We start from the raw sequence: 22,448 nt of genomic DNA on the forward strand, positions 1-22,448 counted from the left end.
TGAGTTGCTTATGATAAATGAACAGAAGAGAATATTTTTTAGAATTAAAGGAGACGTTTATGCAAAAGTTTGAACAAGCTGTTTCATATATTGAAAATGGTGAAGCGGAAAAAGGATTACAATTATTAAAAGAACAATTAAAAATTGCGAATGATGAAGAGAAGTATGATATCGCTCGTTACTATCATACACTTGGATTTACAGATGAGGCATTAGCAATTACTGAAGACTTACGTTTACTGTATCCAGAAGAAAGTGAATTCACTGTATTTTTAGCAGAATTATATATTGATCTAGATAAAGAAGATGAAGCGATTGAAGTGCTTCATGATATTCCAGAAAATGACGATTTATATGTTCAATCGTTATTACTTGTTGCAGATTTATTCCAAATGCAAGGTTTTGATGATGTAGCAGAGCAAAAACTATTAAAGGCGAAAGAAATGATGCCTGATGAACCTGTTATTACGTTTGGGTTAGCAGAATTATATAGTAGTAAAGGTGAAGAACAAAAGGCAATTACTTATTATGAATCGCTATTAGCGGAACATAAAGTAATGGGTGGTGTTGTGATCGCACTTCGCCTCGCAGAAACGTTAAGCGCGATCGGAAACTGGGAAGAAGCGATTGCTTATTATGAAGCAGGCCTAGAGGAACAAAAAGATATTCACTCATTATTTGGATATGCCTTCACATTATACCAAGGTGAAGAATATCAGAGAGCAATTGGTGCTTGGCAAGAACTAAAAGAATTAGACCCTGAGTACGCATCACTGTACATGTATTTAGCGAAAAGCTATGAAAAAGAAGGAATGCTTCAAGAAAGCTATGAAACGCTTCATGAAGGAATTAAAGTAGATGAGCTTTCAGTTCCATTTTATGTAGAGTTAGCGAACATTGCGGCGAAATTAGGAAAAATAGTAGAAGCAGAGGAAGTTCTTCAAAAAGCGCTTGAGTTAGATCCAGGGCATTTAGGTGCAACATTAAAATATGCATATATCTTAAAAGAACAAGAAAAGTACGAAGAGTTAATTGCAATTGTAGAGCGTGCTATTGATAGTGGAGAACCAGATACACAACTACTTTGGGATCTTGCGTATGCAAAAAAACAATTAGAAATGTATTCGGATGCATTAAAACACTATGAAAGTGCATATACTTCTTTTAAGAATCATCCAGACTTCTTAGAAGAGTACGGTTATTTCTTATTGGAAGAAGGAAAACGAAAAGAGGCGAAAGAAGTATTTACCCAGTTATTACAACTAGACCCGACACAAATTCATATTGAAGAGTTGTTATATAATTTAGAGGATTTTTCATAAGTTGGAAGGAAACTGAATGCCGCTTCTTGAATCTAAAAAGAAAAGAGAAAGACAGAGGAGGGACTTAATTGCTATGAATACCCCTGTTTCTGTAAACGAGAAGAAGGATTTTGTAAAATGGTTTTTGAATAATTACCAACTGAAACAGCGTGAATGTGTATGGATTCTGAATTATTTAATGAGTCACGACCAATTGATGCATAAAGTCCACTTCGTAGAGCATGCAAAATATTGTCCGCGTGGCTTAGTGATGTCAGCGAATTGTGTGAAAGACACACCGTTTCACTTTTTTAAACAAAATGTTATGACAACAGATGCTGAAAAATCGTTTCATGATATTCGTTTAAATCGAGATGAGGATATTTATATTCAACTCAACTTTAAATCATCGTTTCAAAATGCGAATTATGTAGCTGTATTAGAAGAAAACCCATATCTACCAAAGCATATTGAAGTAAATGAAAAAGATCGTTTACTTGCAGAAAGGTTTTTGGAAGAAAGTGTATTTTCGTTTAGGAGAGAACGCCTTTTGAAACAAATTGATGAAGCGTTAGATAAGCAAGATAAGGAAGCGTTTCATAGATTAACGGCAGAGTTAAAAACTTTATAGAATTTATTTGGATTAATAAATTTTTACAAATTTCAGACTTTCATCAAGAAAAACTACCTATATTGGGTAGTTTTTCTTTTTTTACCTCTTTTAGTATGGTTTAATATATATAAAGTGAAAGTTCTGTCATTTGCAAGTGAAGGAGGGAAGGAATTTGAAGTGGATTGTAAAAGATGTGGAACAGTTTGAGCAAGCAAGAGAGTATGTTGATACAGGAGTAATACCGCTGTTATCAATTTCGGCAGCAAAAGAAATGAAAATGGTTGTAGAACAAGGTGAATTTATCGAATTGTTGAGCACGGAATTGGAAAGAGAGTATAAGGGAAGAGTGCTTTTACTGCCTGCGTTTACGTATTTGGTAGAAAGTCAAAAGAATGAAAAAGGTCGTTTGCAAGAATGGACAAATCATTTACGAAGTGAAGGTTTTAAGCATATTGCTTATGTTACAAGTGATTTTTCATGGAAAGAGGATATGCAAGAGTTACAGGGAGATTTGTTTTGGTTTCCTTCATTAGCATTAGAACAATTTAGTGATCAAGCAAAAAGAGAAGTTATTCATGCACATATAAAAAATATAATGGTGATGTTGGAAGAGAAATGGGGAAACTCATAATAAACAGAAAGTTCTTATTATTATGAGTAGTATGATATTGACCTGTGCATGAGCGTATTATATCATGATAGTGTCCTAGTTTTTATTTTTTATATAATTTATCACGAGGGGACAATTTCTGATAGAGGGGGGGAAATTTTCGTGAGCGAGAAAGAACATCGCGTGTCAAGAAGACAATTTTTAAATTACACACTCACAGGGGTAGGAGGCTTTATGGCTGCCGGTATTTTAATGCCGATGACGCGATTTGCGCTTGATCCGGTGTTAAGAAAAGAAGCGGGAACGGATATGGTTGCTGTTGCGCAAGTAAAGGATATTACAACAGAGCCGAAGCGTTTCGATTTTAAAGTGAAGCAGGTTGATGGTTGGTACAAGTCTGAAGAACCAAAATCAGCTTGGGTTCATAAAGATGAAAGCGGAGACATTGTTGCGTTCTCTCCAGTATGTAAACATTTAGGATGTACAGTTAACTGGAATTCGGACAAAGCACATCCGAATCAATTCTTTTGCCCATGTCACGGGGGTCGTTATACAAAAGATGGGATTAACATTAAAGGTACGCCACCCCTTGCTCCGCTTGATGTGTACGAGTCTAAAGTGAAAGATGGAACGCTGTATCTAGGAAAAGCGAAGCCAAGAGGGGGTGCAAAGTAGATGTTAAATAAAATTTATGATTGGGTGGATGAAAGATTAGATATTACACCAATATGGCGTGATATCGCTGATCATGAAGTACCTGAACATGTAAACCCGGCACATCACTTTTCTGCATTCGTCTATTGCTTTGGAGGACTTACCTTTTTCGTTACTGTAATTCAAATTTTATCTGGAATGTTTTTGACGATGTATTATGTGCCTGATATTAAAAATGCTTGGGAATCAGTTTACTATTTACAAAATGAAGTTGCTTATGGGCAAATTGTTCGTGGTATGCACCACTGGGGTGCTAGTCTCGTAATTGTAATGATGTTTTTACATACACTCAGAGTTTTCTTCCAAGGTGCGTATAAAAAGCCCCGTGAGTTAAACTGGATTGTTGGTGTTCTTATTTTCTTTGTTATGTTAGGTCTTGGTTTTACCGGATATTTATTACCGTGGGATATGAAAGCTTTATTTGCTACAAAAGTAGGGATTCAAATTGCAGAGCAAACACCGCTCATTGGTCCTTATATTAAAACATTACTCGCTGGTCATTCCGAAATTGTTGGCGCTCAAACATTAACTCGCTTCTTTGCTATTCACGTCTTCTTCTTACCAGCAGCACTTCTAGGTTTAATGGCCTTCCACTTCATCATGATTCGCAAACAAGGTATTTCCGGTCCACTATAAGAGATTGCTAAATTAAAGGGGAAAGAACTAAAGGAGGGAGATTATGCATCGCGGCAAAGGGATGAAGTTTGTAGGAGATTCTCGGGTACCAGTAGCTCGGAAACCAAATATTCCAAAAGACTATTCTGAATACCCAGGGAAAACAGAAGCATTTTGGCCGAACTTCTTGTTAAAAGAATGGATGGTTGGTGCAGTTTTTTTAATCGGTTATTTATGTTTAACAGTGGCGCATCCGTCGCCGCTTGAGAGAATGGCGGACCCAACAGATGCTGGATATATACCACTTCCAGATTGGTATTTCTTATTCTTGTATCAGTTATTAAAGTATTCGTATGCTTCCGGTTCATTTACTGTAATTGGAGCATTTATTATGCCAGGGATTGCGTTTGGAGCATTACTGTTAGCTCCATTTCTTGATCGAGGTCCAGAAAGACGTCCATTGAAGCGTCCTGTGGCAACTGGATTTATGCTTTTAGCAATTGCATCGATTATCTTTTTAACTTGGGAATCTGTAGCACACCATGACTGGGAAGCTGCAAAAAAACAAGGAGCAATTGTAAAAACAGCGCCAGTTGATAAAAATGATGATGGCTATAAATTAATGCAAAAAAATACTTGTTTAACATGTCATGGTGACAATTTACAAGGCGGGGCAGCAGCACCGGCACTGCAAAACTTAACTTTAAAGCCAGAAGAAATTGCTAAAATTGCGAAAGAGGGAAAAGGTTCAATGCCTAAAGGTGTATTTAAAGGTACGGATGAGGAACTGAAGAAGCTTTCGGAATTCGTTGCAAAGTATAATAAAAAATAATAAAAAAGCTGACTACAAAATTTGTAGTCAGCTTTTTTATTTAGTTGGATGAAGTTTGTTATAATAGAGTAGGATTTAGTGAATGAATTACTTTGCTTGAAAGGTGTTGGACATACGGATTGGTGTACTTGTATGCAATGTTAAGACAACGCTCGGTATTATTATTTTTATTAATTGTTAACTTATTAGGTACAATTTATGGATTTATATGGTACGGAAATCAATTGAAAGAAACGTCACCTATATTTTGGCCGTTTGTACCAGATAGTCCTATGGCGACTCTCTTTTTTGTCTTTGTTTTAATTGCTTTTTTGGCAAAGAGAAACTGGGGATTAATAGAAGCGTTAGCGATTGTAACTTTAATAAAATATGGTATTTGGGCTGTTGTTGTAAACGCGATTATGATTTACGTAAAAGGGCCTATAGGCCTTATGGGCTACATGTTAATGCTTTCGCACTTCGCGATGGCAATACAAGGATTTTTATATGCTCCATTCTATCGTATAAAAAAATGGCATTTTATAGTAGCAGCTGTGTGGACGTTGCATAACGATGCAATTGATTATTTATTTTGGCAAATGCCGCGATATGGAATTATGCATTTGTTTGTAGAGGAAATTGGTTATTTTACGTTTTGGTTAAGTATTGCTGTACTATGTATTACATATTATTGTTGCTTACGTGAGCAAAGAAAACAATTTTCTTTATGATGGTTAGAACATTTAGGGGGAGAACATGGAGAAAAATAAGAGTGGTACAAAAATATTGGATCGATTGATTACTTTAGTTGTTTCATATAGCATAACATTTTCTATTTTTGCACTAGCAACAACGGCAGTTGTGTATGGAAAATGGTTGTATTATTTTGAAATTGATTTTTTAAATATTCCTGATTTAGCGGATATGACGAAGGATGAAATTAAAAGAAATTACGATGTGCTTATTACATATTTATCCCCGTTTTATGACGGAGCATTACATTTGCCCACATTAGATATGTCCACAAATGGCCGTATTCATTTTGTAGATGTTAAAAATATTTTAGTAAAGATTCAATATGTGATGTATGCGACAATTATGATTGCAGTGATAGGCGGAATTTATTTATTAAAAAAGAAAAATGAAAAGTTTTTACTGCACGGATCGATTTTAACAATCATTTTTCCGATAGCGCTTATGTTACCAATTGCTATTAATTTTGAAAAGAGTTTTGTATTATTCCATAAACTTTTATTTAGTAATGATTATTGGGTTTTTGATCCTGAAAAGGATCCAATTATATTAATGTTACCAGAAGAGTTCTTTATGCATGCTGCGTGTGCTATTTTATTATTCATTTTAGGTGGGAGTATACTTTGTTACAGTTTATATAGATATCTCGTAAAAAAGAAAAGGATGTCACAGAAAAAATTCTCTGCTTAAAGAGAATTTTTTTCTTTGTAAAACGATAATATATTTTTCGGTCTAGTTCTGTTCTATTCTTGTCCAAATTAACATATTTTGTACTAGTAGTTAAGGGGGGACCGGGATGAAGAGAACATTAATTGGATTGATAGCATTTCTAATTATAATGTTTCCGTTACGTATATATGCTGAAGAGTGGAATGAGCTAACAGGGTTGTTAGACGACTCGTTACAGTTAGTGAAGCGTAATGAAGATGAAAAAGCGGTACAAGTATTACAACATTTCTCGGAGCAGTTTTTAATAAAGGGGAATGAAAAGAAGCAGGAAGTAACACCAGATCAAGTTAGAGTTATTTCTTTAGCTTACGATAAGGCGCAACAATCGCTCTCTGAAGAAGGTTTAGGTAAGCAAGCTAAAATTGATAATGTGCTGGCATTACAACTTGCTGTTGATGCACAAGTATCGAAATATCAACCACTTTGGATGGAAAGAGAAAGGAAAGTAATGGATGCCTTTTCTCAAATGGAAAAAGCGATGGAAAAAGAAGATGCTGGGCAGTTTCAACAAACGTTAAATACGTTTTTAAATGAATTCAATATTATTTATCCAAGCTTAATGATTGCTTTGCCAGAAAACGAGGTCCAGCGTGTAAATGTTCATTTATCTTATTTAGATGAATTTCGTAACGTTATGTTAAAAACGAAAGGCGGCCAAATGCAATTAGGGATTATTAAAGGGGATTTGCAAAAGATATTTCACACAGTAAAAAAAGATGAAATTGCACCCTCTCTCATTTGGTTTATGACAATTACTGGGGGACTTATTTTATTCACATTAACTTATGTTGGATGGAGAAAGTATAAAGGAGAGAGAGAAAAAAGAAAAAGTAATGTACATTCTAAAAATAGATAATGCAATAAATAAAGATATGGATTGTAAGGTTTATTCATTGACAATAGTGGCAGAAGAAAATAGAATGAGAAGTACTATAATTAAAACTTCAATGGAGGTTCATGATGTTTTATTTAATTTACTTCGCGATCATAATGATCATACCGTTGTATGCACAGTCAAGAGTACGTAGTGCCTATAGCAAGTATTCACAAGTTTATTCAACATCAGGTATGACAGGAGCGGAAGTGGCTCGAAAAATTTTAGATGAAAATGGATTATACAACGTAGCTGTAGAAGAAACACCAGGTCATTTATCAGACCATTATGATCCAACCGCTAAGACGGTTCGATTATCAACAGATAACTATTATGGACATTCAGTTGCTGGTACAGCAGTTGCAGCACACGAAGTAGGACACGCAATTCAAGATGCACAAGATTATAACTTTATGCGTATTCGTCATTCGTTAGTTCCTGTGGCTAATTTTGGATCGAATATATCATGGGTATTTATTATGATTGGTATATTTGCGACAATGTCAAAACTATTGTTATTAGGTATCATTTTAATGGCAGCAGGTGTTGTGTTCCAGCTCGTTACATTGCCAGTTGAGTTTGATGCGTCAAAGCGCGCAATGCAACAAATTGAAGCGTTAGGTATTGTATCAACAGATGAATATGGGCAAGCTCGTAAAGTATTAAATGCGGCAGCATTAACATATGTAGCAGCTGCAGCTGTAGCTGTATTTGAATTATTACGTCTCGTATTAATGTATACTGGTATGCAGCGTAGCGACGACTAAAGACTATCAATTTTGATAGTCTTTTTTTGTTGTGTGGATTGAATTATATAATGTATTGCAAATAGAAATAATAGAAGTAATGCGGAAAGGTGGTGGGGGAAATGAAATATCCAGACCATTTAGTAAAACAAGTGCAAAAGCGTAGTGCTCCTTATCAACTAGAAGGTTTTTTAAGTGGACAAGGTCCTGAAAATCCCAAATTTATGTTGTTAGGAGAAGCACCTGGTGAAACAGAAATTCATAATGGGATTCCGTTTAGCGGGAGGGCGGGAAAACAATTAATGGTTTTTTTAGAGCGTATTCACGTTACAAGGGAAGAAGTATATATTACGAGCGCTGTTCGGAGTAGACCTTATAAATGGCGAGAGAAAAAAGAACGAAATGGTGAAATCATACAAAAAAAGTATAATAGAACGCCAAATCAGGGAGAAATAATTGCCCATGCGCCTTTGTTAGATTATGAATTAGAGAAAATACATCCGAAGTTTATCGTCACGCTTGGAAATATCGGTCTTCAACGTTTAACAGGAAAAAATAAAAAAATCACAGATGTACACGGGCAATTATTAAAACAGCCCATTCAAAAATTAAAGGATATGCAAAGTGCAGAGTTTACATGGTCAGAGAAAGAATATCATGTTTTTCCGACTTTTCATCCAGCTTCCATTTTTTATAATCGGAGTTTATTGGAGCTTATTCATGAGGATTTTGAGAAGCTTAAAAGACTTGTAATAAAAAACTAGAAAAGCTAAGGCGCTTTTCTAGTTACATTTAATTATGTAAAGGGTTTTTATTTTCATCTAACGTAAATCCTTCACCAACTACATCATGTACATCACTTACAGCGACAAAAGCATGAGGATCTACAGAAGTAATGATATTCTTTAATTTCACGATTTCATTTTTAGCAACAACGCAATACAATACATTACGTTCCACTTTTGTATACGATCCAACAGCTTTTAAAAAGGTTGCTCCGCGCTCCATTTCAGATAAAATTTTGGCAGCAATTTCATCGTTTTTCTCTGAGATAATAGTCGCTCCTTTGGCAGCATAAGCTCCTTCTTGCATAAAATCAATGACTTTAGCACCGATAAAAACAGCAACTAGCGTATACATGCCCTCGCGGTATGATAAATATGTAAGAATAGAGACGACGATAACGACAGCATCAAACATAAACATTGTTTTCCCCATACTCCAGCCAACATATTTGTGCGCTAGTCGTGCGATAATATCTACACCGCCAGTAGTCCCGCCATATTTAAATATTATTCCAAGGCCGATACCGATAAATGCCCCGGCGAATAAAGCTGCGAGTGTCATATCATTTTGCAAGTTTAAATGTAAGTTGAGTACTTCGTAACGCTGGAAAATCCATAGAAATAAAGATACGCTAAAGGTTCCAATTAATGTATATAAAAATGTCGTTCTGCCAAGTAACCTCCAGCCAATAAAAAATATAGGGATATTTAAAATTAAGTTTGAGTAGGAAGGATCAAACTTAAATAAAAAATACAATAATAGTGTAATACCAGTAAACCCACCCTCTGCAAGGTGGTTTTCAATATTGATATTGACAATACCGAAAGAAAATATAGCGGAACCAATTAAAATAAAAATAATATTTCGCATCTTCAATTTTGATGTCATATAGAAATCCCCCTAATTATGTAATGATTGCATTGCTCCGCTGAAACGGTAAAACATAATAATAAGTAATTTCTAGTTGCTAGTGAAAATAGTAAGAACCTGATTGATGTGGACTGATTTTTTGTGAAAAGTGCAAAAGAAAGTTTCACTTTATCCCGCTCTAAAGGCTGATAGGAGATGAAGCAAAGAAGAGGGGCAAACCAGCCGTAGGAACCCGATTGGTGTGGGCTGATCTTTTGCAAAAATCGCAAAAGAAGTTTCACTTTACCCCGTACCAACGGCTGTTAGGAGATAAAGCTCTGAAGAAAGGCGAACCAGCCGTAGGAACCCGATTAGTTCAACTAATCTTTTGCAAAAAAATCGCAAAAGAAGTTTCACTTTATTATAGTCTATCCAAAAATGGGTCGCAAATAGGTGTTTGGCGGGGAATAATATTTGTCAAATCGCGATGAATTGGCTAACATGAAAGAGGAAGGATTAGAGGTGAATAGTATGGAAGCAAAAACGATGAAAGATATGCAGAAAGAAGTAGATGCATATATTGGTCAGTTTAAAGAAGGTTATTTCAGTCCGCTTGCAATGATGGCTCGTTTAACGGAAGAAATGGGAGAGCTTGCAAGAGAGGTAAATCATTATTATGGCGAGAAACCGAAGAAAACAACTGAAAAAGAAAGAAGTATTGAAGAAGAGCTTGGAGATGTATTATTTGTTATGATTTGTATGGCAAATAGTTTAAATATTGATTTAGAGACAGCACATAATATTGTAATGAATAAATTTAATACACGTGATAAAGATCGCTGGACACGTATTGATGAGGGAGAGAAAGAATAATGAAAAAAATTAAAGTAATTATCGCCGGACCAAGAGGACGTATGGGACATGAAGCAGTCCTTCTTATGGAAAGAACGGAACATTTTAATTTAGTAGCAGCAGTGGATTATAAGCATGGTGGTAAGAAGATTTCTGATTTACCTGGTATGCCAGCATTACATGCGCCGATTTACGCTGATTTACATACTTGTTTAGATGAAGTAGAAGCAGATGTGTTGTTAGATTTAACAACACCAGAAGTGGGGAAACAACACGTTACACTTGCAGTTGAGCGTGGAATTCGTTCGGTTATTGGTACAACTGGATTTACAGAAGAAGAATTGGCACGTTTAACAGAGAATGCAAAAGAAAAAGCAGTAGGAACAATTATTGCTCCAAACTTTGCAATTGGTGCAGTTCTTATGATGAAATTCTCACAAATGGCAGCGAAATATTTCCAAGATGTTGAGGTAATTGAATTACATCATGATCAAAAATTAGACGCACCATCTGGTACAGCTGTAAAAACGGTAGAGTTAATTCGTCAAAATCGTGAATCAAAGCAGCAAGGTCATCCAAATGAAGTAGAGCAACTAGCAGGTGCACGAGGTGCAAATGTAGACGGTATTCACATTCATAGTGTACGTTTGCCAGGGCTTATTGCACACCAAGAAGTAATGTTTGGTGGAGATGGACAAATGTTAACAGTTCGTCATGATTCATTCAATCGTGCATCATTTATGTCAGGTGTAAAACTATCAATTGAGACAGTAATGAACCTTGATCATCTTGTGTACGGTTTAGAAAATATTATCGACTAAAGGGGAGACAACGGATGAAAATTGCCTTAATCGCACATGACAAAAAGAAAAATGATATGGTTTCGTTTGCATACGCATATAAACCAATTTTTGAACAACATGAATTATTTGCAACAGGAACGACAGGGCTTCGCATTATGGAAGCGACTGGATTAGTTGTAACAAGATATCAATCTGGCCCTCTTGGTGGAGATCAAGAAATTGGTGCAATGATTGCAAAGAACGATTTAGATATGGTGATTTTCTTCCGCGATCCATTAACAGCACAGCCGCATGAACCGGATGTGAATGCATTACTTCGTTTATGTGATGTATATGCGATTCCACTTGCAACGAATATGGCAAGTGCTGAAATGTTAATGCACGCATTAGAGCGAGGAGATTTAGATTATCGTAAGTTAAGAAAATGAGGGGAACAATTATGAGTGGATTACATATATTAGCGTTTGGTGCTCATGCCGATGATGTTGAAATCGGCATGGCTGGTACCATCGCTAAATATACAAAGCAAGGGTATGAAGTAGGTATTTGTGATTTAACAGAAGCTGATCTTTCTTCAAATGGAACGATAGAGTTGAGAAAAGAAGAAGCGAAGGTCGCAGCTCGTATAATGGGAGTAAAAACGAGGCTGAATTTAGCGATGCCAGACCGTGGTTTGTATATGAAAGAAGAGTATATACGTGAAATTGTCAAGGTGATCCGTACATATAAACCAAAACTAGTTTTTGCGCCGTACTATGAAGATCGCCATCCAGATCATGCAAATTGTGCAAAGCTTGTGGAAGAGGCTATTTTTTCAGCAGGAATCCGTAAATATATGCCGGAACTTTCACCACATCGTGTGGAGTCTTTTTATAATTATATGATTAATGGTTTTCATAAACCGAATTTTTGTATAGATATAAGTGAGTACCTCTCTATAAAGGTGGAAGCATTAGAAGCGTATGAAAGTCAGTTTTCAACAGGGAGTGATGGTGTTAAGACACCGTTAACAGAAGGTTACGTTGAAACTGTGATTGCTCGTGAGAAGATGTTTGGAAAAGAAGTTGGAGTCTTGTATGCCGAGGGATTTATGAGTAAGAAACCGGTTTTATTACATGCTGATTTATTAGGGGGATGTAAATGAAATTAAAAATAGGTATTACATGTTATCCTTCTGTAGGTGGTTCTGGAGTTGTTGGAACAGAATTAGGAAAGCAATTGGCGGAACGTGGGCATGAAATTCACTTTATTACATCGGGTTTACCATTCCGGTTAAATAAAGTATATCCAAACATTTATTTTCATGAAGTGACGGTAAATCAATACTCTGTATTTCAATATCCACCATACGATTTAGCGTTAGCAAGTAAAATGGCCGAGGTTGCACAAAGAGAAAACTTAGACATTTTACATGTGCATTACGCAATACCACATGCAATTTGTGCATATTTAGCAAAACAAATGATCGGAGAGCGTATTAAAATTGTTACAACCTTACATGGAACAGATATTACTGTGTTAGGTTCCGACCCTTCGTTAAATAATTTAATTCGTTTTGGTATTGAGCAATCGGATGTTGTTACTGCTGTCTCGCATTCATTAATTAACGAAACACATGAGCTTGTAAAACCAAGTAAAGAAATTCAAACGGTATATAACTTTATAGACGAACGTGTATATTTCAAGCGTAATATGTCTCAATTAAAGAAAGAATATGGTATAAGTGAGAGTGAAAAAGTACTTATTCATATTTCGAATTTCCGTAAAGTGAAACGTGTGCAGGATGTTGTTCACGCATTTGCTAAAATTGTTAAAGAAGTAGATGCGAAGTTGCTTCTTGTTGGAGACGGACCAGAATTCTGTACGATTTTACAGATAGTGAAGAATTTACATATTGAAGATCGCGTTTTATTCCTAGGGAAGCAAGATAATGTTGCAGAACTACTTGCGATGAGTGATTTAATGTTGCTTCTATCAGAGAAGGAAAGTTTTGGTCTTGTTTTATTAGAAGCAATGGCGTGTGGTGTACCTTGTATCGGAACGCGGGTTGGAGGTATTCCAGAGGTTATTCAACACGGGGAAACAGGATATTTATGTGAAGTTGGCGATACAACAGGAGTGGCAAATCAAGCTATTCAGCTATTAAAGGACGAGGAACTTCACCGTAATATGGGAGAACGAGCAAGAGAAAGTGTTTATGAGCAATTTCGCTCAGAAAAAATTGTTTCACAATATGAAACGATTTACTATGACGTACTAAGGGATGACAAAAATGGAAAGATTTAAAAAAGCTAGTTCTATTATTGAGACATTAAAGCAACAAGGACATGAGGCTTATTTTGTTGGTGGGAGCGTACGAGATCTTATTATCGATAGGCCGATTGGAGATATTGATATTGCGACATCTGCTCTACCAGAAGAAGTGATGGCTATATTCCCAAGAAATGTTCCTGTTGGTCTTGAGCATGGAACTGTAATTGTTGTAGAAAATGGTGAGCCCTATGAGGTAACTACTTTTCGAACAGAAAGCGAATATGAAGATTTTCGAAGACCTAGTAGTGTTCAATTTGTTCGTTCATTAGAAGAGGATTTAAAACGTCGTGATTTCACGATGAATGCAATTGCTATGACAGAAGAAGGCAAAATGGTCGATTTATTTGCTGGACAGGAAGCCATTCAACAGAGAGAAATTGTGATAGTTGGAAATGCTGCGGATCGTTTTCAAGAAGATGCCCTGCGAATGATGCGTGGTATTCGGTTTGTAAGCACGTTAGGTTTTTCATTAGAAATGAAAACGAAGCAAGCGATTGAAACGTATGGGCATTTGCTAGAACATATAGCAATTGAGCGTATTACAGTAGAGTTTGAGAAACTGTTAACTGGTACATATTGTGTGAAAGGTCTCAAAGAATTAGTAGAGACGAAGCTATTTTCTCATTTGCCATATTTACAAATGTCAGAAGAGAGACTGTTAAAAGCTACGCAGTATAAATGGGATTCTTTCGAAACGGATATTGAGGCGTGGGCATTTTTCTTATATTGTATCGGAGAAGAACATCCATCTGTCTTTTTACGTCAATGGAAGTTTTCGAATAAAAAAATAAAAGATATTGTTGCAGTTTTATTGACAATCCGTACTAGAAAGGAGAAGGATTGGGATACAGTCCTTCTTTATAAAACGGGAATTCATATCGCTGAAATGGCAGAGAGAGTATATGAAGCGATGATTGAACGCTATGACCCTACATCTGTTGAACGAGTACAATCAATGTTTCATGCATTGCCAATCCAGGAGCGTCAAGAAATGAATGTGACTGGTAATGATTTATTAAACTGGGCAAACAAAAAGCCTGGTCCGTGGGTTGCTGAGATGCTTCAGAAAATCGAAGAAGCAATCGTACAAGGAAACGTAGTTAATGAGAAAGAGCGTATAAGGGAGTGGCTACAAGGATGCAATCTACTATAAGAAAGCAGTTATTGCAAGTTTTTTCTGAAGCGGATGGCGAGTTTGTATCCGGCCAAACAATTAGTGATAAACTTGGTTGTTCAAGAACTGCTGTGTGGAAACATATGGAGGATCTGCGGAGTGAGGGATATGAACTTGAAGCTGTGCGTCGATTAGGTTACCGAATTGCAAGTAAGCCAGACAAAGTGACCGCTAATGAAATTCAGTTAGGGCTACAAACGAAGCGGATTGGTAGAACAGTGTATTTTGAAGAAACTGTTGAATCAACGCAGCACATTGCAGCAAAACTTGCTTATGAAGGTGCAGAAGAAGGAACTGTCGTTGTAGCAGAAGAACAAACAGCGGGAAGAGGTCGTTTAAGCAGAAAATGGCATTCACCGAAAGGAACAGGGATTTGGATGAGTATTATTTTACGCCCATCAATCCCAGTTCATCATGCACCGCAACTTACTTTGTTAGCGGCCGTTAGTGTTGCACAGGCAATTGAAAAATGCACGGGTGTAAACGTAGGAATAAAATGGCCAAATGATATTTTAATTCAAGGTAAAAAGGCTGTAGGTATATTAACAGAAATGCAAGCGGATCCTGATAAAATTAATGCTGTCATTATGGGCATTGGTATTAATGCGAATCAAAAGCAAGAACATTTTGATGAAGAAATTCAGCACATTGCTACTTCATTAGCGATTGAATCAGGTAAGCCGATTGTTCGTGCAGAACTTATGCAACAAATCTATTTACAACTAGAAAAATTATATGAAGAGTATTTACAAAATGGTTTCTCTGTCATTAAAATTCTTTGGGAAAGTTACGCTGTGAGCATCGGGAAAGAAATTACCGCTCGAACGATGAGAGAGACAATTACGGGGTTAGCAAAAGGAATCACAGAGGATGGTGTATTACTTCTGGAGGATCATGAGGGGAAAGTACATCATATTCATTCTGCAGATATTGAAATTAAGTAAAAGAAGTTCCTCTTTTGGAACTTCTTTTTATTTCAATAGTTTTGAGTTGAATTTGTAACATGATAATAAATTTTTTTCATATTTAAAGTTCATTTCAAAATATCTTCCGTCGAGTTGGCAGGACATGTTATTTGACGATTACTTTGCCTGCCATTCCTTTAAGAAGATGGTATCGACATATTAATTCATATGTACCAGTATTTTTAGGTTTCACGGTAATATTCTTTTCTTTTCCTGACTCGATTACGACGTCAATGCCGAGTTTTTTCACTGTAAAGGTGTGCTCGTTTTTACCTTTATTTTTCAATAGTAATGTTGTTGATCCTTCAAGCGGAATCGTGATAACATTTGGATTAAAGTAATCATCATTTAGTTCAACCTCAATCACTTTCGTTAAATCGGTGGGGGGTGTTACGACAGTAACTGAGGCAAATACATGGGAGGATCCTAAAGACATCCACCATACAATCATTACAAGCAAACTGCTGAATCGAAATAACCACCTGTTCATAGACATCCGCAATTCTCCTTTGTTAAGTACTTTCCTCAATTAACCTGCATCATTAGTTTAAGAGTTATACTATACAGTTAAATGGATTACAGAAAAAATTAACTTGGACTTTTTTAGCATGCGTTGAAAAAACATGTATCTTTTCAGGATTGAATTCTCCATAAAAACTGTATAGCATATATACTCTCGTGTTAAATTTCATATACCGTAATAAGAATAAAAAATTATTTTTTCAAAAAAATGTAGTAATTCCTTTTTGTAGTTTGCTATAATTAGTTCGAATGTGGGCAGTATCAGAGCGAACTGCACCATGATTCGAAGTCATACGAAAAATAATAACTTGGATTCTGCCTTGATCCAATAACGGACTGGGACAGAGGGATGAATAATGCCGACTAACACACAACCCTTCTGCCCTTTTATGGTCAGAGGGGTTTTTTATATGATTTCGGCCATCTCCTCTCTCCTGCATAAAGGAGGAGTAGTTTTTGAAAACAAAAACAGATTTTTTGAAGATGAAAGAGCAAGGTGAGCCGATTACAATGCTAACGGCGTATGATTATCCATCTGCTAAATTAGCAGAAGAAGCTGAAATTGATATGATTCTAGTTGGAGATTCTCTTGGAATGGTTGTACTCGGATACGATTCAACAGTACCTGTAACAGTAGAGGATATGATTCATCATACGAAAGCTGTACGCCGTGGAGCGAAAGAGACGTTTATTGTAACTGATATGCCATTTATGTCGTATCACGTATCATTACAAGAAACGATGGTGAATGCACGTCGCATCGTTCAAGAGAGCGGGGCACACGCACTGAAGGTAGAAGGTGCTGGAGAAGTTATATCGACGATTCAATATTTGACGAACGCAGGAATTCCTGTTGTAGCGCATTTAGGTTTAACCCCTCAATCTGTAGGAGTGTTGGGTGGATATAAAGTGCAAGGAAAAGATGCGGAGAGTGCAAAAAAATTAATAGAAGATGCAAAGAAATGTGAAGAAGCTGGTGCAATAGCGCTTGTGTTAGAATGTGTACCAATGCAGTTAGCAGAACTTATTTCAGAGCAACTAACAATACCAACAATTGGGATTGGTGCAGGGCAAAAAGTAGATGGGCAAGTGCTTGTTTATCATGATCTTATCTCATACGGCGTAAATCGTGTTCCGAAATTTGTGAAGCAATATACGTCTGTTCAAGAGGAGATTGTGCGTGGGATTTCACAATATGTTACTGAAGTAAAGACAAGGCAATTTCCTGAAGAAAAACATTCGTTCACAATGAAAGAGGAAGAATGCTTAGCGTTATACGGAGGAAAACAATAATGAAAATCGTAACTACAGTGCAAGAGATGCAGCAAATTACAAGCGAACTTCGTGCAAGTGGAAAGAGTATTGGTTTTGTTCCAACAATGGGTTATTTACATGAAGGCCATGCTACTTTATTACGTAAGGCAAGAGAAGAAAATGAAATTGTAGTTTTAAGTGTATTTGTAAACCCACTACAATTCGGCCCAAATGAAGATTTAGATCGATATCCTCGTGATATTAATAGAGATGAAAATGTAGCAAAAGAAAACGGTGTAGATTATTTATTTTATCCGAGTGTAGAAGAAATGTATCCAGCAGAACAAACAACAACAGTAGAAGTTGTGAAGCGCACGGACGTATTATGCGGTCAACAAAGACCTGGTCATTTCGCTGGTGTTGCAACTGTACTGATGAAACTATTTAATATTACGGTGCCAACACGTGCTTATTTCGGTATGAAAGATGCTCAACAAGTTGCAGTAATTGAAGGATTTGTAACTGATTTCAATATTCCAGTTACAATCGTACCAGTTGATATTGTAAGGGAAGAAGATGGTTTAGCAAAAAGTTCTCGTAACGTGTACCTATCACAAGATGAACGTGAAGAGGCTCTTCATTTATACCGCAGCCTATGTATAGCGAAAGAAAGAATTGAGGCAGGTGAACGTAATCCGGAAATCATTACAAATCTTGTGAAAGATTATATTGAGACGCATACGAAAGGCACTGTAGATTATGCGGATTTATATGCATATCCGTCATTAACAATGGTAGAGAAAGTCGAAGGAAGAATCATTTTAGCTATTGCAGTTAAGTTTGAAAATGTAAGATTAATTGACAATATAACATTAACGGTTAAATAAGGGGGAGCATCTATGTTTCGCACAATGATGAGAGCAAAGTTACATCGTGCAACTGTAACGGAGGCAAATTTAAATTATGTAGGTAGTATTACAATTGATGAAGACTTAATGGATGCAGTAAATATTGTAGAAAACGAAAAAGTCCAAATTGTAAATAATAATAATGGTGCTCGCTTAGAGACATACGTTATTAAAGGGGAACGCGGTAGTGGTGTTGTTTGTTTAAACGGTGCTGCGGCAAGACTTGTACAACCAGGGGACAAAGTAATTATTATTTGTTATGGGCTAGTTACGGAAGAAGAGATTCATACACAAGAACCAAAAATTGCAGTACTAGACGATAATAATCAAATTATTGAAATGTTAGGTGCTGAAAAAGCGGGTACGATATTATAAGTAGAAAAGCTATCTCCATTGCGGAGATAGCTTTTTTGTGCATCTTTTCATTAAGATGAGATAAAACGTGGTATAGTAACATTATATAAATTATTGTTGTTTGAAAGGTAAGAAATTGAGGTGTTACATATATGAGTAAGCGTTATGTCGTTGTTGATTTAGAGACGACAGGGAACTCCTGGAAAGATGGGAAGGATAAAATTACCCAAATTGCAGCTGTTGTAGTAGAAGATGGAGAGATATTGGAGATTTTTTCGTCTTTTGTTAACCCAAAGAGAGAGATCCCACCATTTATTACAGAATTAACAGGGATTGATGAAAGTCTTGTAAAACAAGCCCCGTTATTTCAAGATGTAGCCCCGATGATTGTTGAGCTATTACAAGGTGCGGCTTTCGTTGCGCATAATGTTCACTTTGATTGGAATTTTTTAAATGAAGAATTAAGGCAAGCTGGATATACAGAAATACATTGTCCGAAAATCGACACGGTTGAATTGGCTCAAATTCTTTTGCCGACAGCCGATAGTTATAAATTACGTGATTTAGCTAAGAAGCATGAACTAGAGCACGATCAACCACATCGTGCGGATAGTGATGCTCTTGCAACAGCGGAATTATTTTTACAATTTTTAAATGAAATTGAAAAGTTACCACTTGTCACGTTGCAATCGCTTTATGAATTAAGTGATGTGTTCCAAAGCGATATAGCTGATGTGCTTTCTGAAAATATTTTAAAGAAAGTAATGCACGGTAAAGAAGATATAGCGGAGTATGAAATACATCGAAATATTGCGCTGAAAAAGCGGAACTATTCCTTAAACCTTGGAGAAACGTGTTCATCAAAGTTTGATGCTTTCTTGAATAAAACGATGGATAAATTGGAATCACATATGCCAAAGTTTGAAAGAAGAGAAAGTCAACAACTGATGATGAAAGAGATATATACGGCGTTAAGAGATTCTCGTTTTTCACTAATTGAAGCCGGTACAGGAACAGGAAAGACTCTCGCTTATTTGCTTCCTAGTCTTTATTTTGCAAAGAGAAAAGAAGAACCTGTCATTATAAGTACACAAACGGTACAACTCCAACAACAAATATTAGAAAAAGAAATTCCGTTATTACAAAAAATAATGCCATTTTCATTTGAGGCAGCTCTTCTAAAAGGAAGAAAGCATTATTTATGCTTACATAAATTTGAGTATGCTTTGCAAGAGGAAGAAAAAAATTATGATATGGCACTTACAAAGGCGAAGATTTTAGTTTGGCTATTGCAAACTGAAACAGGTGATCGAGACGAATTAAATATTCCTGAGGGCGGAAAGTTACTTTGGAATCGTATTTGTAGCGATGCGTATAGTCCAGGCGGTATGCAAAGTAATTGGTTTAGTCGTTGTTTTTACCAGCGAGCGAAGAATAAAGCTTTATTTGCAGATATCGTTATTACAAATCATGCGTTATTATTTCAAGATTTTTCAAGTGAAGAACCGTTGTTCGCTTCATGCGAACATATTATTTTTGATGAAGCTCACCATATTGAAGAAGCCGCGAGTAGAACATTGGGTGAACAGTTCTCTTGTATGTATTTTCAATTGGTTATATCTCGTCTTGGGACACTAGAAACAGAAGATGTACTCTCCAAAGTATATAAAATGATGAAAAAATCAGAGCAAGCATCTCGTTCAACTTTCCGTATGATAAGTTATAGTTTGAAGGAACTTAAGTTTGATGCGGATGAACTCTTCCAAATGTTACGTACTTTTATATTTAAACAAACAAAGCAAGAGCAAGGAACGAATAATATGCCGCTCATCTATAGGTATAACGCAGAACTAGAAAAAGGTAAGTTGTGGGATAGTATCGTCGAATTAACAAATCGTTTTATATATGAATTAAGAAGGGTAGTAACTGCTCTTGAGAAGCAAGTGGATATATTGCAAAGTAAGTTAGAATGGGAGATGCATGTTGTAACAGGTGAATTTATGCATTTAATTGAGTTGCTGAGAAAGATGGCAGAATCATTACAGTTACTCGTATTAGAAAAGAATTCGTATGTAACTTGGATGGAGACTGAAACGAAAGGGACGATTCATTCAACAGTTCTATATGCACAGCCTGTTCATATTGGTGAAAGATTTGCTGATGAATTTTTAACAGAAAAAAAGAGTGTTATTTTTACATCCGCAACACTAACAGTTAACGATACGTTTGATTATATAAAAGAGGAACTTGGTTTACATGATTTCGCTCCAAATACTTTAAAGGTTCCGTCGCCATTTCGTTATGATGAACAGATGAAATTAATGGTGTCAACGGATGTACCTTTTATTAAGCAAGTAAGTAATGAGCGATATATTGAATCTGTATCGGAACATATTGCAAAGATAGCGAAAGCCACAAAAGGCAGAATGCTCGTTTTATTCACTTCGTATGAAATGTTAAAAGAAGCGTATGCGAATTTAAAAAATAATGATGAATTAGAGGGGTATTTATTACTGACCCAAAGTGTGAATAATAGAAGTCGAAGCCGCTTAATTCGAAAGTTTCAAGAATTCGACAAATCAATTTTATTAGGGACGAGCAGTTTCTGGGAAGGAATAGATATTCCAGGAGATGCCTTAAGTTGTCTTGTTATAGTCCGTCTACCATTTACACCTCCTCATCAGCCGATGATGGAAGCGAAAGGTGAGTGGCTAAAAAATCAAGGTGAAGATGTATTTGCTAAATTAGCGCTTCCACAAGCAATATTACGTTTCAAACAAGGATTCGGCCGCTTAATTCGAACGAATACAGATACAGGAACGGTAGTAGTGTTAGATCGTCGTTTGACGAGTTCTTCCTATGGAAAACGATTTCTACAATCGATTCCTAACGTACCTCTTTATGAAGGGCCATTAGAAGAATTGTTAGTACAATTAGAAGAATCACCAAATGAATAAAAATGGAAGAAAAATACGCCTGAAGTACTTATAAACTTCAGGCGTAAAAAATGTGGGTAGGAGGAATTTTATTTTTCTTACTTCTTGTATACAAAATGTGTTGGTTTTCGACTTGAAACCTTTTTTTGCTGTACATGTCCTGCTATAATAGATGGGTGATGAAGCAGGGGTTGTAAAGAATGTACTCTTATTGTAACCGCATTGCGTTCTTCTATAATTAGAAATTTTTGTGTAACGGAGGAGTTTTTTCATGGAGAAGAAAATCGAAGTACTATCAACGACGCGTATTAAATATTCGTCGGATTTGTATAAAATTGTTGATAGTTTAAATCGTACGTTAAAAGAGCAGGACCTCATGTTCGGACTAGCATTAGACGAAAAAGATAAAGAAATAGCTGTATTTACGATTTACAGAACGTAGTGATACAATGAAAAAGTGGATCTTTGCAATCATTATTGTTATCGTTGCTAGCGGAATATATGGGGCGTATGTTTATAATAAAGCGATGGGAAAGAAAATTCCAAAAGAGTCGAAATTTGTAGAAATTGCTAAAGAAAAAGCAAAGCTTACAAAGGTGAAATCTGTTGATTATTACAACGGAAAATCTGTATATATAGTCGTGCAAGGTACAGATGAAAAGGGAGAACAACTTATCGTTTGGGTGCCTGAGAAAAAAGGGGATACTGTAGTAAGGAAAAAGAGCGAAGGTATTTCTGAAAAAGAGGCTATACAAAGAACAATAGAGCAAGTCGGCAATGAAAGTAAGGAATCAAAAAGTAAGCCGAAAGAGATTATGAAAGTGAAATTAGGCTTTGAAAATGATGTACCACTATGGGAAGTTACATATATTGATGATGACAATCGTTATAGTTATTACTATCTTGAATTTAAAGATGGAAAATTTTTAAGACGATATAGCATTGAAAAATAGATGTAGGGGGAAC

At 36.1% G+C, this 22,448-nt stretch carries 26 protein-coding genes; 24 read left to right on the forward strand and 2 right to left on the reverse strand.

Translation table 11 applies throughout. The features are described from left to right. The first annotated feature begins 59 nt into the window (after positions 1 to 59). The 11 genes from V6946_RS08030 to V6946_RS08080 all read left to right on the forward strand — a co-directional run bounded on the left by V6946_RS08030 (position 60) and on the right by V6946_RS08080 (position 8,530). Positions 60 to 1,322: a tetratricopeptide repeat protein gene (locus tag V6946_RS08030; RefSeq protein ID WP_006924419.1), complete on the forward strand. Its 1,263-nt coding sequence runs from the start codon at positions 60 to 62 to the stop codon at positions 1,320 to 1,322. Positions 1,323 to 1,395: 73 nt separating this feature from the next. Then, entirely contained in the window at positions 1,396 to 1,932 is a 537-nt protein-coding gene (locus tag V6946_RS08035) for a ReoY family proteolytic degradation factor (protein WP_001095925.1), read from the forward strand. A 154-nt stretch (positions 1,933 to 2,086) separates the two neighbouring features. Further along, positions 2,087 to 2,545 carry a YpiF family protein gene (locus tag V6946_RS08040; RefSeq protein WP_000871313.1) on the forward strand — a complete coding sequence of 153 codons (459 nt, stop codon included), beginning with the start codon at positions 2,087 to 2,089 and terminating at the stop codon, positions 2,543 to 2,545. A gap of 141 nt (positions 2,546 to 2,686) precedes the next feature. Then, positions 2,687 to 3,199, forward strand: coding sequence for a menaquinol-cytochrome c reductase iron-sulfur subunit (qcrA, locus tag V6946_RS08045; RefSeq protein ID WP_001290418.1), 513 nt, complete (start codon positions 2,687 to 2,689; stop codon positions 3,197 to 3,199). Further along, positions 3,200 to 3,874 (forward strand): menaquinol-cytochrome c reductase cytochrome b subunit, encoded by a 675-nt coding sequence (gene qcrB, locus V6946_RS08050; protein ID WP_000932700.1) that lies wholly within the window; start codon positions 3,200 to 3,202, stop codon positions 3,872 to 3,874. Positions 3,875 to 3,917: 43 nt separating this feature from the next. Then, on the forward strand, positions 3,918 to 4,685 hold the full coding sequence (gene qcrC / locus V6946_RS08055) for a menaquinol-cytochrome c reductase cytochrome b/c subunit (RefSeq protein WP_000554603.1): 768 nt from the start codon (positions 3,918 to 3,920) through the stop codon (positions 4,683 to 4,685). Between the two features lie 119 nt (positions 4,686 to 4,804). Continuing rightward, entirely contained in the window at positions 4,805 to 5,395 is a 591-nt protein-coding gene (locus tag V6946_RS08060; RefSeq protein ID WP_025709269.1) for a DUF1405 domain-containing protein, read from the forward strand. 25 nt (positions 5,396 to 5,420) lie between these two features. Further along, positions 5,421 to 6,107, forward strand: coding sequence for a TIGR01906 family membrane protein (locus tag V6946_RS08065; RefSeq protein WP_366981531.1), 687 nt, complete (start codon positions 5,421 to 5,423; stop codon positions 6,105 to 6,107). Positions 6,108 to 6,213: 106 nt separating this feature from the next. Continuing rightward, entirely contained in the window at positions 6,214 to 7,002 is a 789-nt protein-coding gene (gene ypjB, locus V6946_RS08070; protein WP_000831584.1) for a sporulation protein YpjB, read from the forward strand. Positions 7,003 to 7,103: 101 nt separating this feature from the next. Next, positions 7,104 to 7,787: a zinc metallopeptidase gene (locus V6946_RS08075; RefSeq protein ID WP_011109966.1), complete on the forward strand. Its 684-nt coding sequence runs from the start codon at positions 7,104 to 7,106 to the stop codon at positions 7,785 to 7,787. Positions 7,788 to 7,888: 101 nt separating this feature from the next. Beyond that, positions 7,889 to 8,530, forward strand: coding sequence for a uracil-DNA glycosylase (locus V6946_RS08080; protein ID WP_006924397.1), 642 nt, complete (start codon positions 7,889 to 7,891; stop codon positions 8,528 to 8,530). Between the two features lie 28 nt (positions 8,531 to 8,558). On the opposite strand, the gene V6946_RS08085 is transcribed toward V6946_RS08080, so the two are convergent. Next, the gene (locus V6946_RS08085; protein WP_000202121.1) at positions 8,559 to 9,440 is read right to left on the reverse strand and encodes a YitT family protein; all 882 of its coding nucleotides are present in this window, start codon (positions 9,438 to 9,440) and stop codon (positions 8,559 to 8,561) included. A 492-nt stretch (positions 9,441 to 9,932) separates the two neighbouring features. Here V6946_RS08085 and V6946_RS08090 point away from each other — a divergent pair, with 492 nt between their 5' ends. From V6946_RS08090 to V6946_RS08120, 7 genes are read left to right on the forward strand one after another with little or no spacing between them, the layout of a single operon-like run. Continuing rightward, positions 9,933 to 10,274, forward strand: a complete 342-nt coding sequence (locus tag V6946_RS08090; protein WP_002108639.1) for a nucleotide pyrophosphohydrolase — start codon at positions 9,933 to 9,935, stop codon at positions 10,272 to 10,274. Further along, positions 10,274 to 11,074, forward strand: a complete 801-nt coding sequence (gene dapB / locus V6946_RS08095; RefSeq protein WP_366981530.1) for a dihydrodipicolinate reductase — start codon at positions 10,274 to 10,276, stop codon at positions 11,072 to 11,074. Before V6946_RS08090 ends, dapB begins: the two co-directional genes overlap by 1 nt. 14 nt (positions 11,075 to 11,088) lie before the next feature. Further along, positions 11,089 to 11,484 (forward strand): methylglyoxal synthase, encoded by a 396-nt coding sequence (gene mgsA / locus V6946_RS08100; protein WP_000684765.1) that lies wholly within the window; start codon positions 11,089 to 11,091, stop codon positions 11,482 to 11,484. Positions 11,485 to 11,495: 11 nt separating this feature from the next. Continuing rightward, positions 11,496 to 12,200 carry a bacillithiol biosynthesis deacetylase BshB1 gene (gene bshB1 / locus V6946_RS08105; RefSeq protein ID WP_000015673.1) on the forward strand — a complete coding sequence of 235 codons (705 nt, stop codon included), beginning with the start codon at positions 11,496 to 11,498 and terminating at the stop codon, positions 12,198 to 12,200. Continuing rightward, positions 12,197 to 13,342, forward strand: coding sequence for an N-acetyl-alpha-D-glucosaminyl L-malate synthase BshA (gene bshA, locus V6946_RS08110; RefSeq protein ID WP_000768304.1), 1,146 nt, complete (start codon positions 12,197 to 12,199; stop codon positions 13,340 to 13,342). The genes bshB1 and bshA overlap by 4 nt, the downstream gene beginning before the upstream one ends. Next, positions 13,329 to 14,522 carry a CCA tRNA nucleotidyltransferase gene (locus V6946_RS08115; RefSeq protein WP_366981529.1) on the forward strand — a complete coding sequence of 398 codons (1,194 nt, stop codon included), beginning with the start codon at positions 13,329 to 13,331 and terminating at the stop codon, positions 14,520 to 14,522. The genes bshA and V6946_RS08115 overlap by 14 nt, the downstream gene beginning before the upstream one ends. Continuing rightward, positions 14,507 to 15,487 carry a biotin--[acetyl-CoA-carboxylase] ligase gene (locus tag V6946_RS08120; RefSeq protein WP_001192063.1) on the forward strand — a complete coding sequence of 327 codons (981 nt, stop codon included), beginning with the start codon at positions 14,507 to 14,509 and terminating at the stop codon, positions 15,485 to 15,487. The genes V6946_RS08115 and V6946_RS08120 overlap by 16 nt, the downstream gene beginning before the upstream one ends. 127 nt (positions 15,488 to 15,614) lie before the next feature. On the opposite strand, the gene V6946_RS08125 is transcribed toward V6946_RS08120, so the two are convergent. Then, positions 15,615 to 16,004 carry a cupredoxin domain-containing protein gene (locus V6946_RS08125; RefSeq protein WP_000062388.1) on the reverse strand — a complete coding sequence of 130 codons (390 nt, stop codon included), beginning with the start codon at positions 16,002 to 16,004 and terminating at the stop codon, positions 15,615 to 15,617. 482 nt (positions 16,005 to 16,486) lie between these two features. Between V6946_RS08125 and panB the strand changes: the two genes are divergently transcribed. The 6 genes from panB to V6946_RS08155 all read left to right on the forward strand — a co-directional run bounded on the left by panB (position 16,487) and on the right by V6946_RS08155 (position 22,435). Beyond that, positions 16,487 to 17,323 carry a 3-methyl-2-oxobutanoate hydroxymethyltransferase gene (gene panB, locus V6946_RS08130; protein WP_366981528.1) on the forward strand — a complete coding sequence of 279 codons (837 nt, stop codon included), beginning with the start codon at positions 16,487 to 16,489 and terminating at the stop codon, positions 17,321 to 17,323. Then, positions 17,323 to 18,171 carry a pantoate--beta-alanine ligase gene (gene panC / locus V6946_RS08135; protein WP_197228623.1) on the forward strand — a complete coding sequence of 283 codons (849 nt, stop codon included), beginning with the start codon at positions 17,323 to 17,325 and terminating at the stop codon, positions 18,169 to 18,171. The genes panB and panC overlap by 1 nt, the downstream gene beginning before the upstream one ends. Positions 18,172 to 18,183: 12 nt before the next feature. Further along, positions 18,184 to 18,567 carry an aspartate 1-decarboxylase gene (gene panD / locus V6946_RS08140; protein WP_000490184.1) on the forward strand — a complete coding sequence of 128 codons (384 nt, stop codon included), beginning with the start codon at positions 18,184 to 18,186 and terminating at the stop codon, positions 18,565 to 18,567. A 131-nt stretch (positions 18,568 to 18,698) separates the two neighbouring features. Further along, positions 18,699 to 21,503 carry an ATP-dependent DNA helicase DinG gene (gene dinG, locus V6946_RS08145; protein WP_025709260.1) on the forward strand — a complete coding sequence of 935 codons (2,805 nt, stop codon included), beginning with the start codon at positions 18,699 to 18,701 and terminating at the stop codon, positions 21,501 to 21,503. Positions 21,504 to 21,753: 250 nt separating this feature from the next. After that, on the forward strand, positions 21,754 to 21,924 hold the full coding sequence (locus V6946_RS08150) for a YpmA family protein (RefSeq protein WP_006924381.1): 171 nt from the start codon (positions 21,754 to 21,756) through the stop codon (positions 21,922 to 21,924). Positions 21,925 to 21,931: 7 nt separating this feature from the next. Then, positions 21,932 to 22,435, forward strand: a complete 504-nt coding sequence (locus V6946_RS08155) for a DUF5590 domain-containing protein (protein ID WP_086408952.1) — start codon at positions 21,932 to 21,934, stop codon at positions 22,433 to 22,435. The last annotated feature ends 13 nt before the right edge of the window (positions 22,436 to 22,448 follow it).

It is taken from the genome of Bacillus sp. PPSBB_2, assembly GCF_045291115.1.
Classification (GTDB): domain Bacteria; phylum Bacillota; class Bacilli; order Bacillales; family Bacillaceae_G; genus Bacillus_A; species Bacillus_A cereus.

Coding starts and splice junctions, on each gene's coding strand:
- dinG (WP_025709260.1), top strand. CDS start 18,699: ATGAGTAAGCGTTATGTCGTTGTTGATTTAGAGACGACAGGGAACTCC.
- V6946_RS08085 (WP_000202121.1), bottom strand. CDS start 9,440: ATGACATCAAAATTGAAGATGCGAAATATTATTTTTATTTTAATTGGT.
- panC (WP_197228623.1), top strand. CDS start 17,323: ATGAAAATCGTAACTACAGTGCAAGAGATGCAGCAAATTACAAGCGAA.
- V6946_RS08150 (WP_006924381.1), top strand. CDS start 21,754: ATGGAGAAGAAAATCGAAGTACTATCAACGACGCGTATTAAATATTCG.
- V6946_RS08125 (WP_000062388.1), bottom strand. CDS start 16,004: ATGTCTATGAACAGGTGGTTATTTCGATTCAGCAGTTTGCTTGTAATG.
- V6946_RS08115 (WP_366981529.1), top strand. CDS start 13,329: ATGGAAAGATTTAAAAAAGCTAGTTCTATTATTGAGACATTAAAGCAA.
- qcrC (WP_000554603.1), top strand. CDS start 3,918: ATGCATCGCGGCAAAGGGATGAAGTTTGTAGGAGATTCTCGGGTACCA.
- V6946_RS08035 (WP_001095925.1), top strand. CDS start 1,396: ATGAATACCCCTGTTTCTGTAAACGAGAAGAAGGATTTTGTAAAATGG.
- V6946_RS08080 (WP_006924397.1), top strand. CDS start 7,889: ATGAAATATCCAGACCATTTAGTAAAACAAGTGCAAAAGCGTAGTGCT.
- V6946_RS08065 (WP_366981531.1), top strand. CDS start 5,421: ATGGAGAAAAATAAGAGTGGTACAAAAATATTGGATCGATTGATTACT.
- ypjB (WP_000831584.1), top strand. CDS start 6,214: ATGAAGAGAACATTAATTGGATTGATAGCATTTCTAATTATAATGTTT.
- V6946_RS08030 (WP_006924419.1), top strand. CDS start 60: ATGCAAAAGTTTGAACAAGCTGTTTCATATATTGAAAATGGTGAAGCG.
- V6946_RS08120 (WP_001192063.1), top strand. CDS start 14,507: ATGCAATCTACTATAAGAAAGCAGTTATTGCAAGTTTTTTCTGAAGCG.
- V6946_RS08075 (WP_011109966.1), top strand. CDS start 7,104: ATGATGTTTTATTTAATTTACTTCGCGATCATAATGATCATACCGTTG.
- bshA (WP_000768304.1), top strand. CDS start 12,197: ATGAAATTAAAAATAGGTATTACATGTTATCCTTCTGTAGGTGGTTCT.
- V6946_RS08155 (WP_086408952.1), top strand. CDS start 21,932: ATGAAAAAGTGGATCTTTGCAATCATTATTGTTATCGTTGCTAGCGGA.
- V6946_RS08090 (WP_002108639.1), top strand. CDS start 9,933: ATGGAAGCAAAAACGATGAAAGATATGCAGAAAGAAGTAGATGCATAT.
- bshB1 (WP_000015673.1), top strand. CDS start 11,496: ATGAGTGGATTACATATATTAGCGTTTGGTGCTCATGCCGATGATGTT.
- mgsA (WP_000684765.1), top strand. CDS start 11,089: ATGAAAATTGCCTTAATCGCACATGACAAAAAGAAAAATGATATGGTT.
- qcrB (WP_000932700.1), top strand. CDS start 3,200: ATGTTAAATAAAATTTATGATTGGGTGGATGAAAGATTAGATATTACA.
- panD (WP_000490184.1), top strand. CDS start 18,184: ATGTTTCGCACAATGATGAGAGCAAAGTTACATCGTGCAACTGTAACG.
- dapB (WP_366981530.1), top strand. CDS start 10,274: ATGAAAAAAATTAAAGTAATTATCGCCGGACCAAGAGGACGTATGGGA.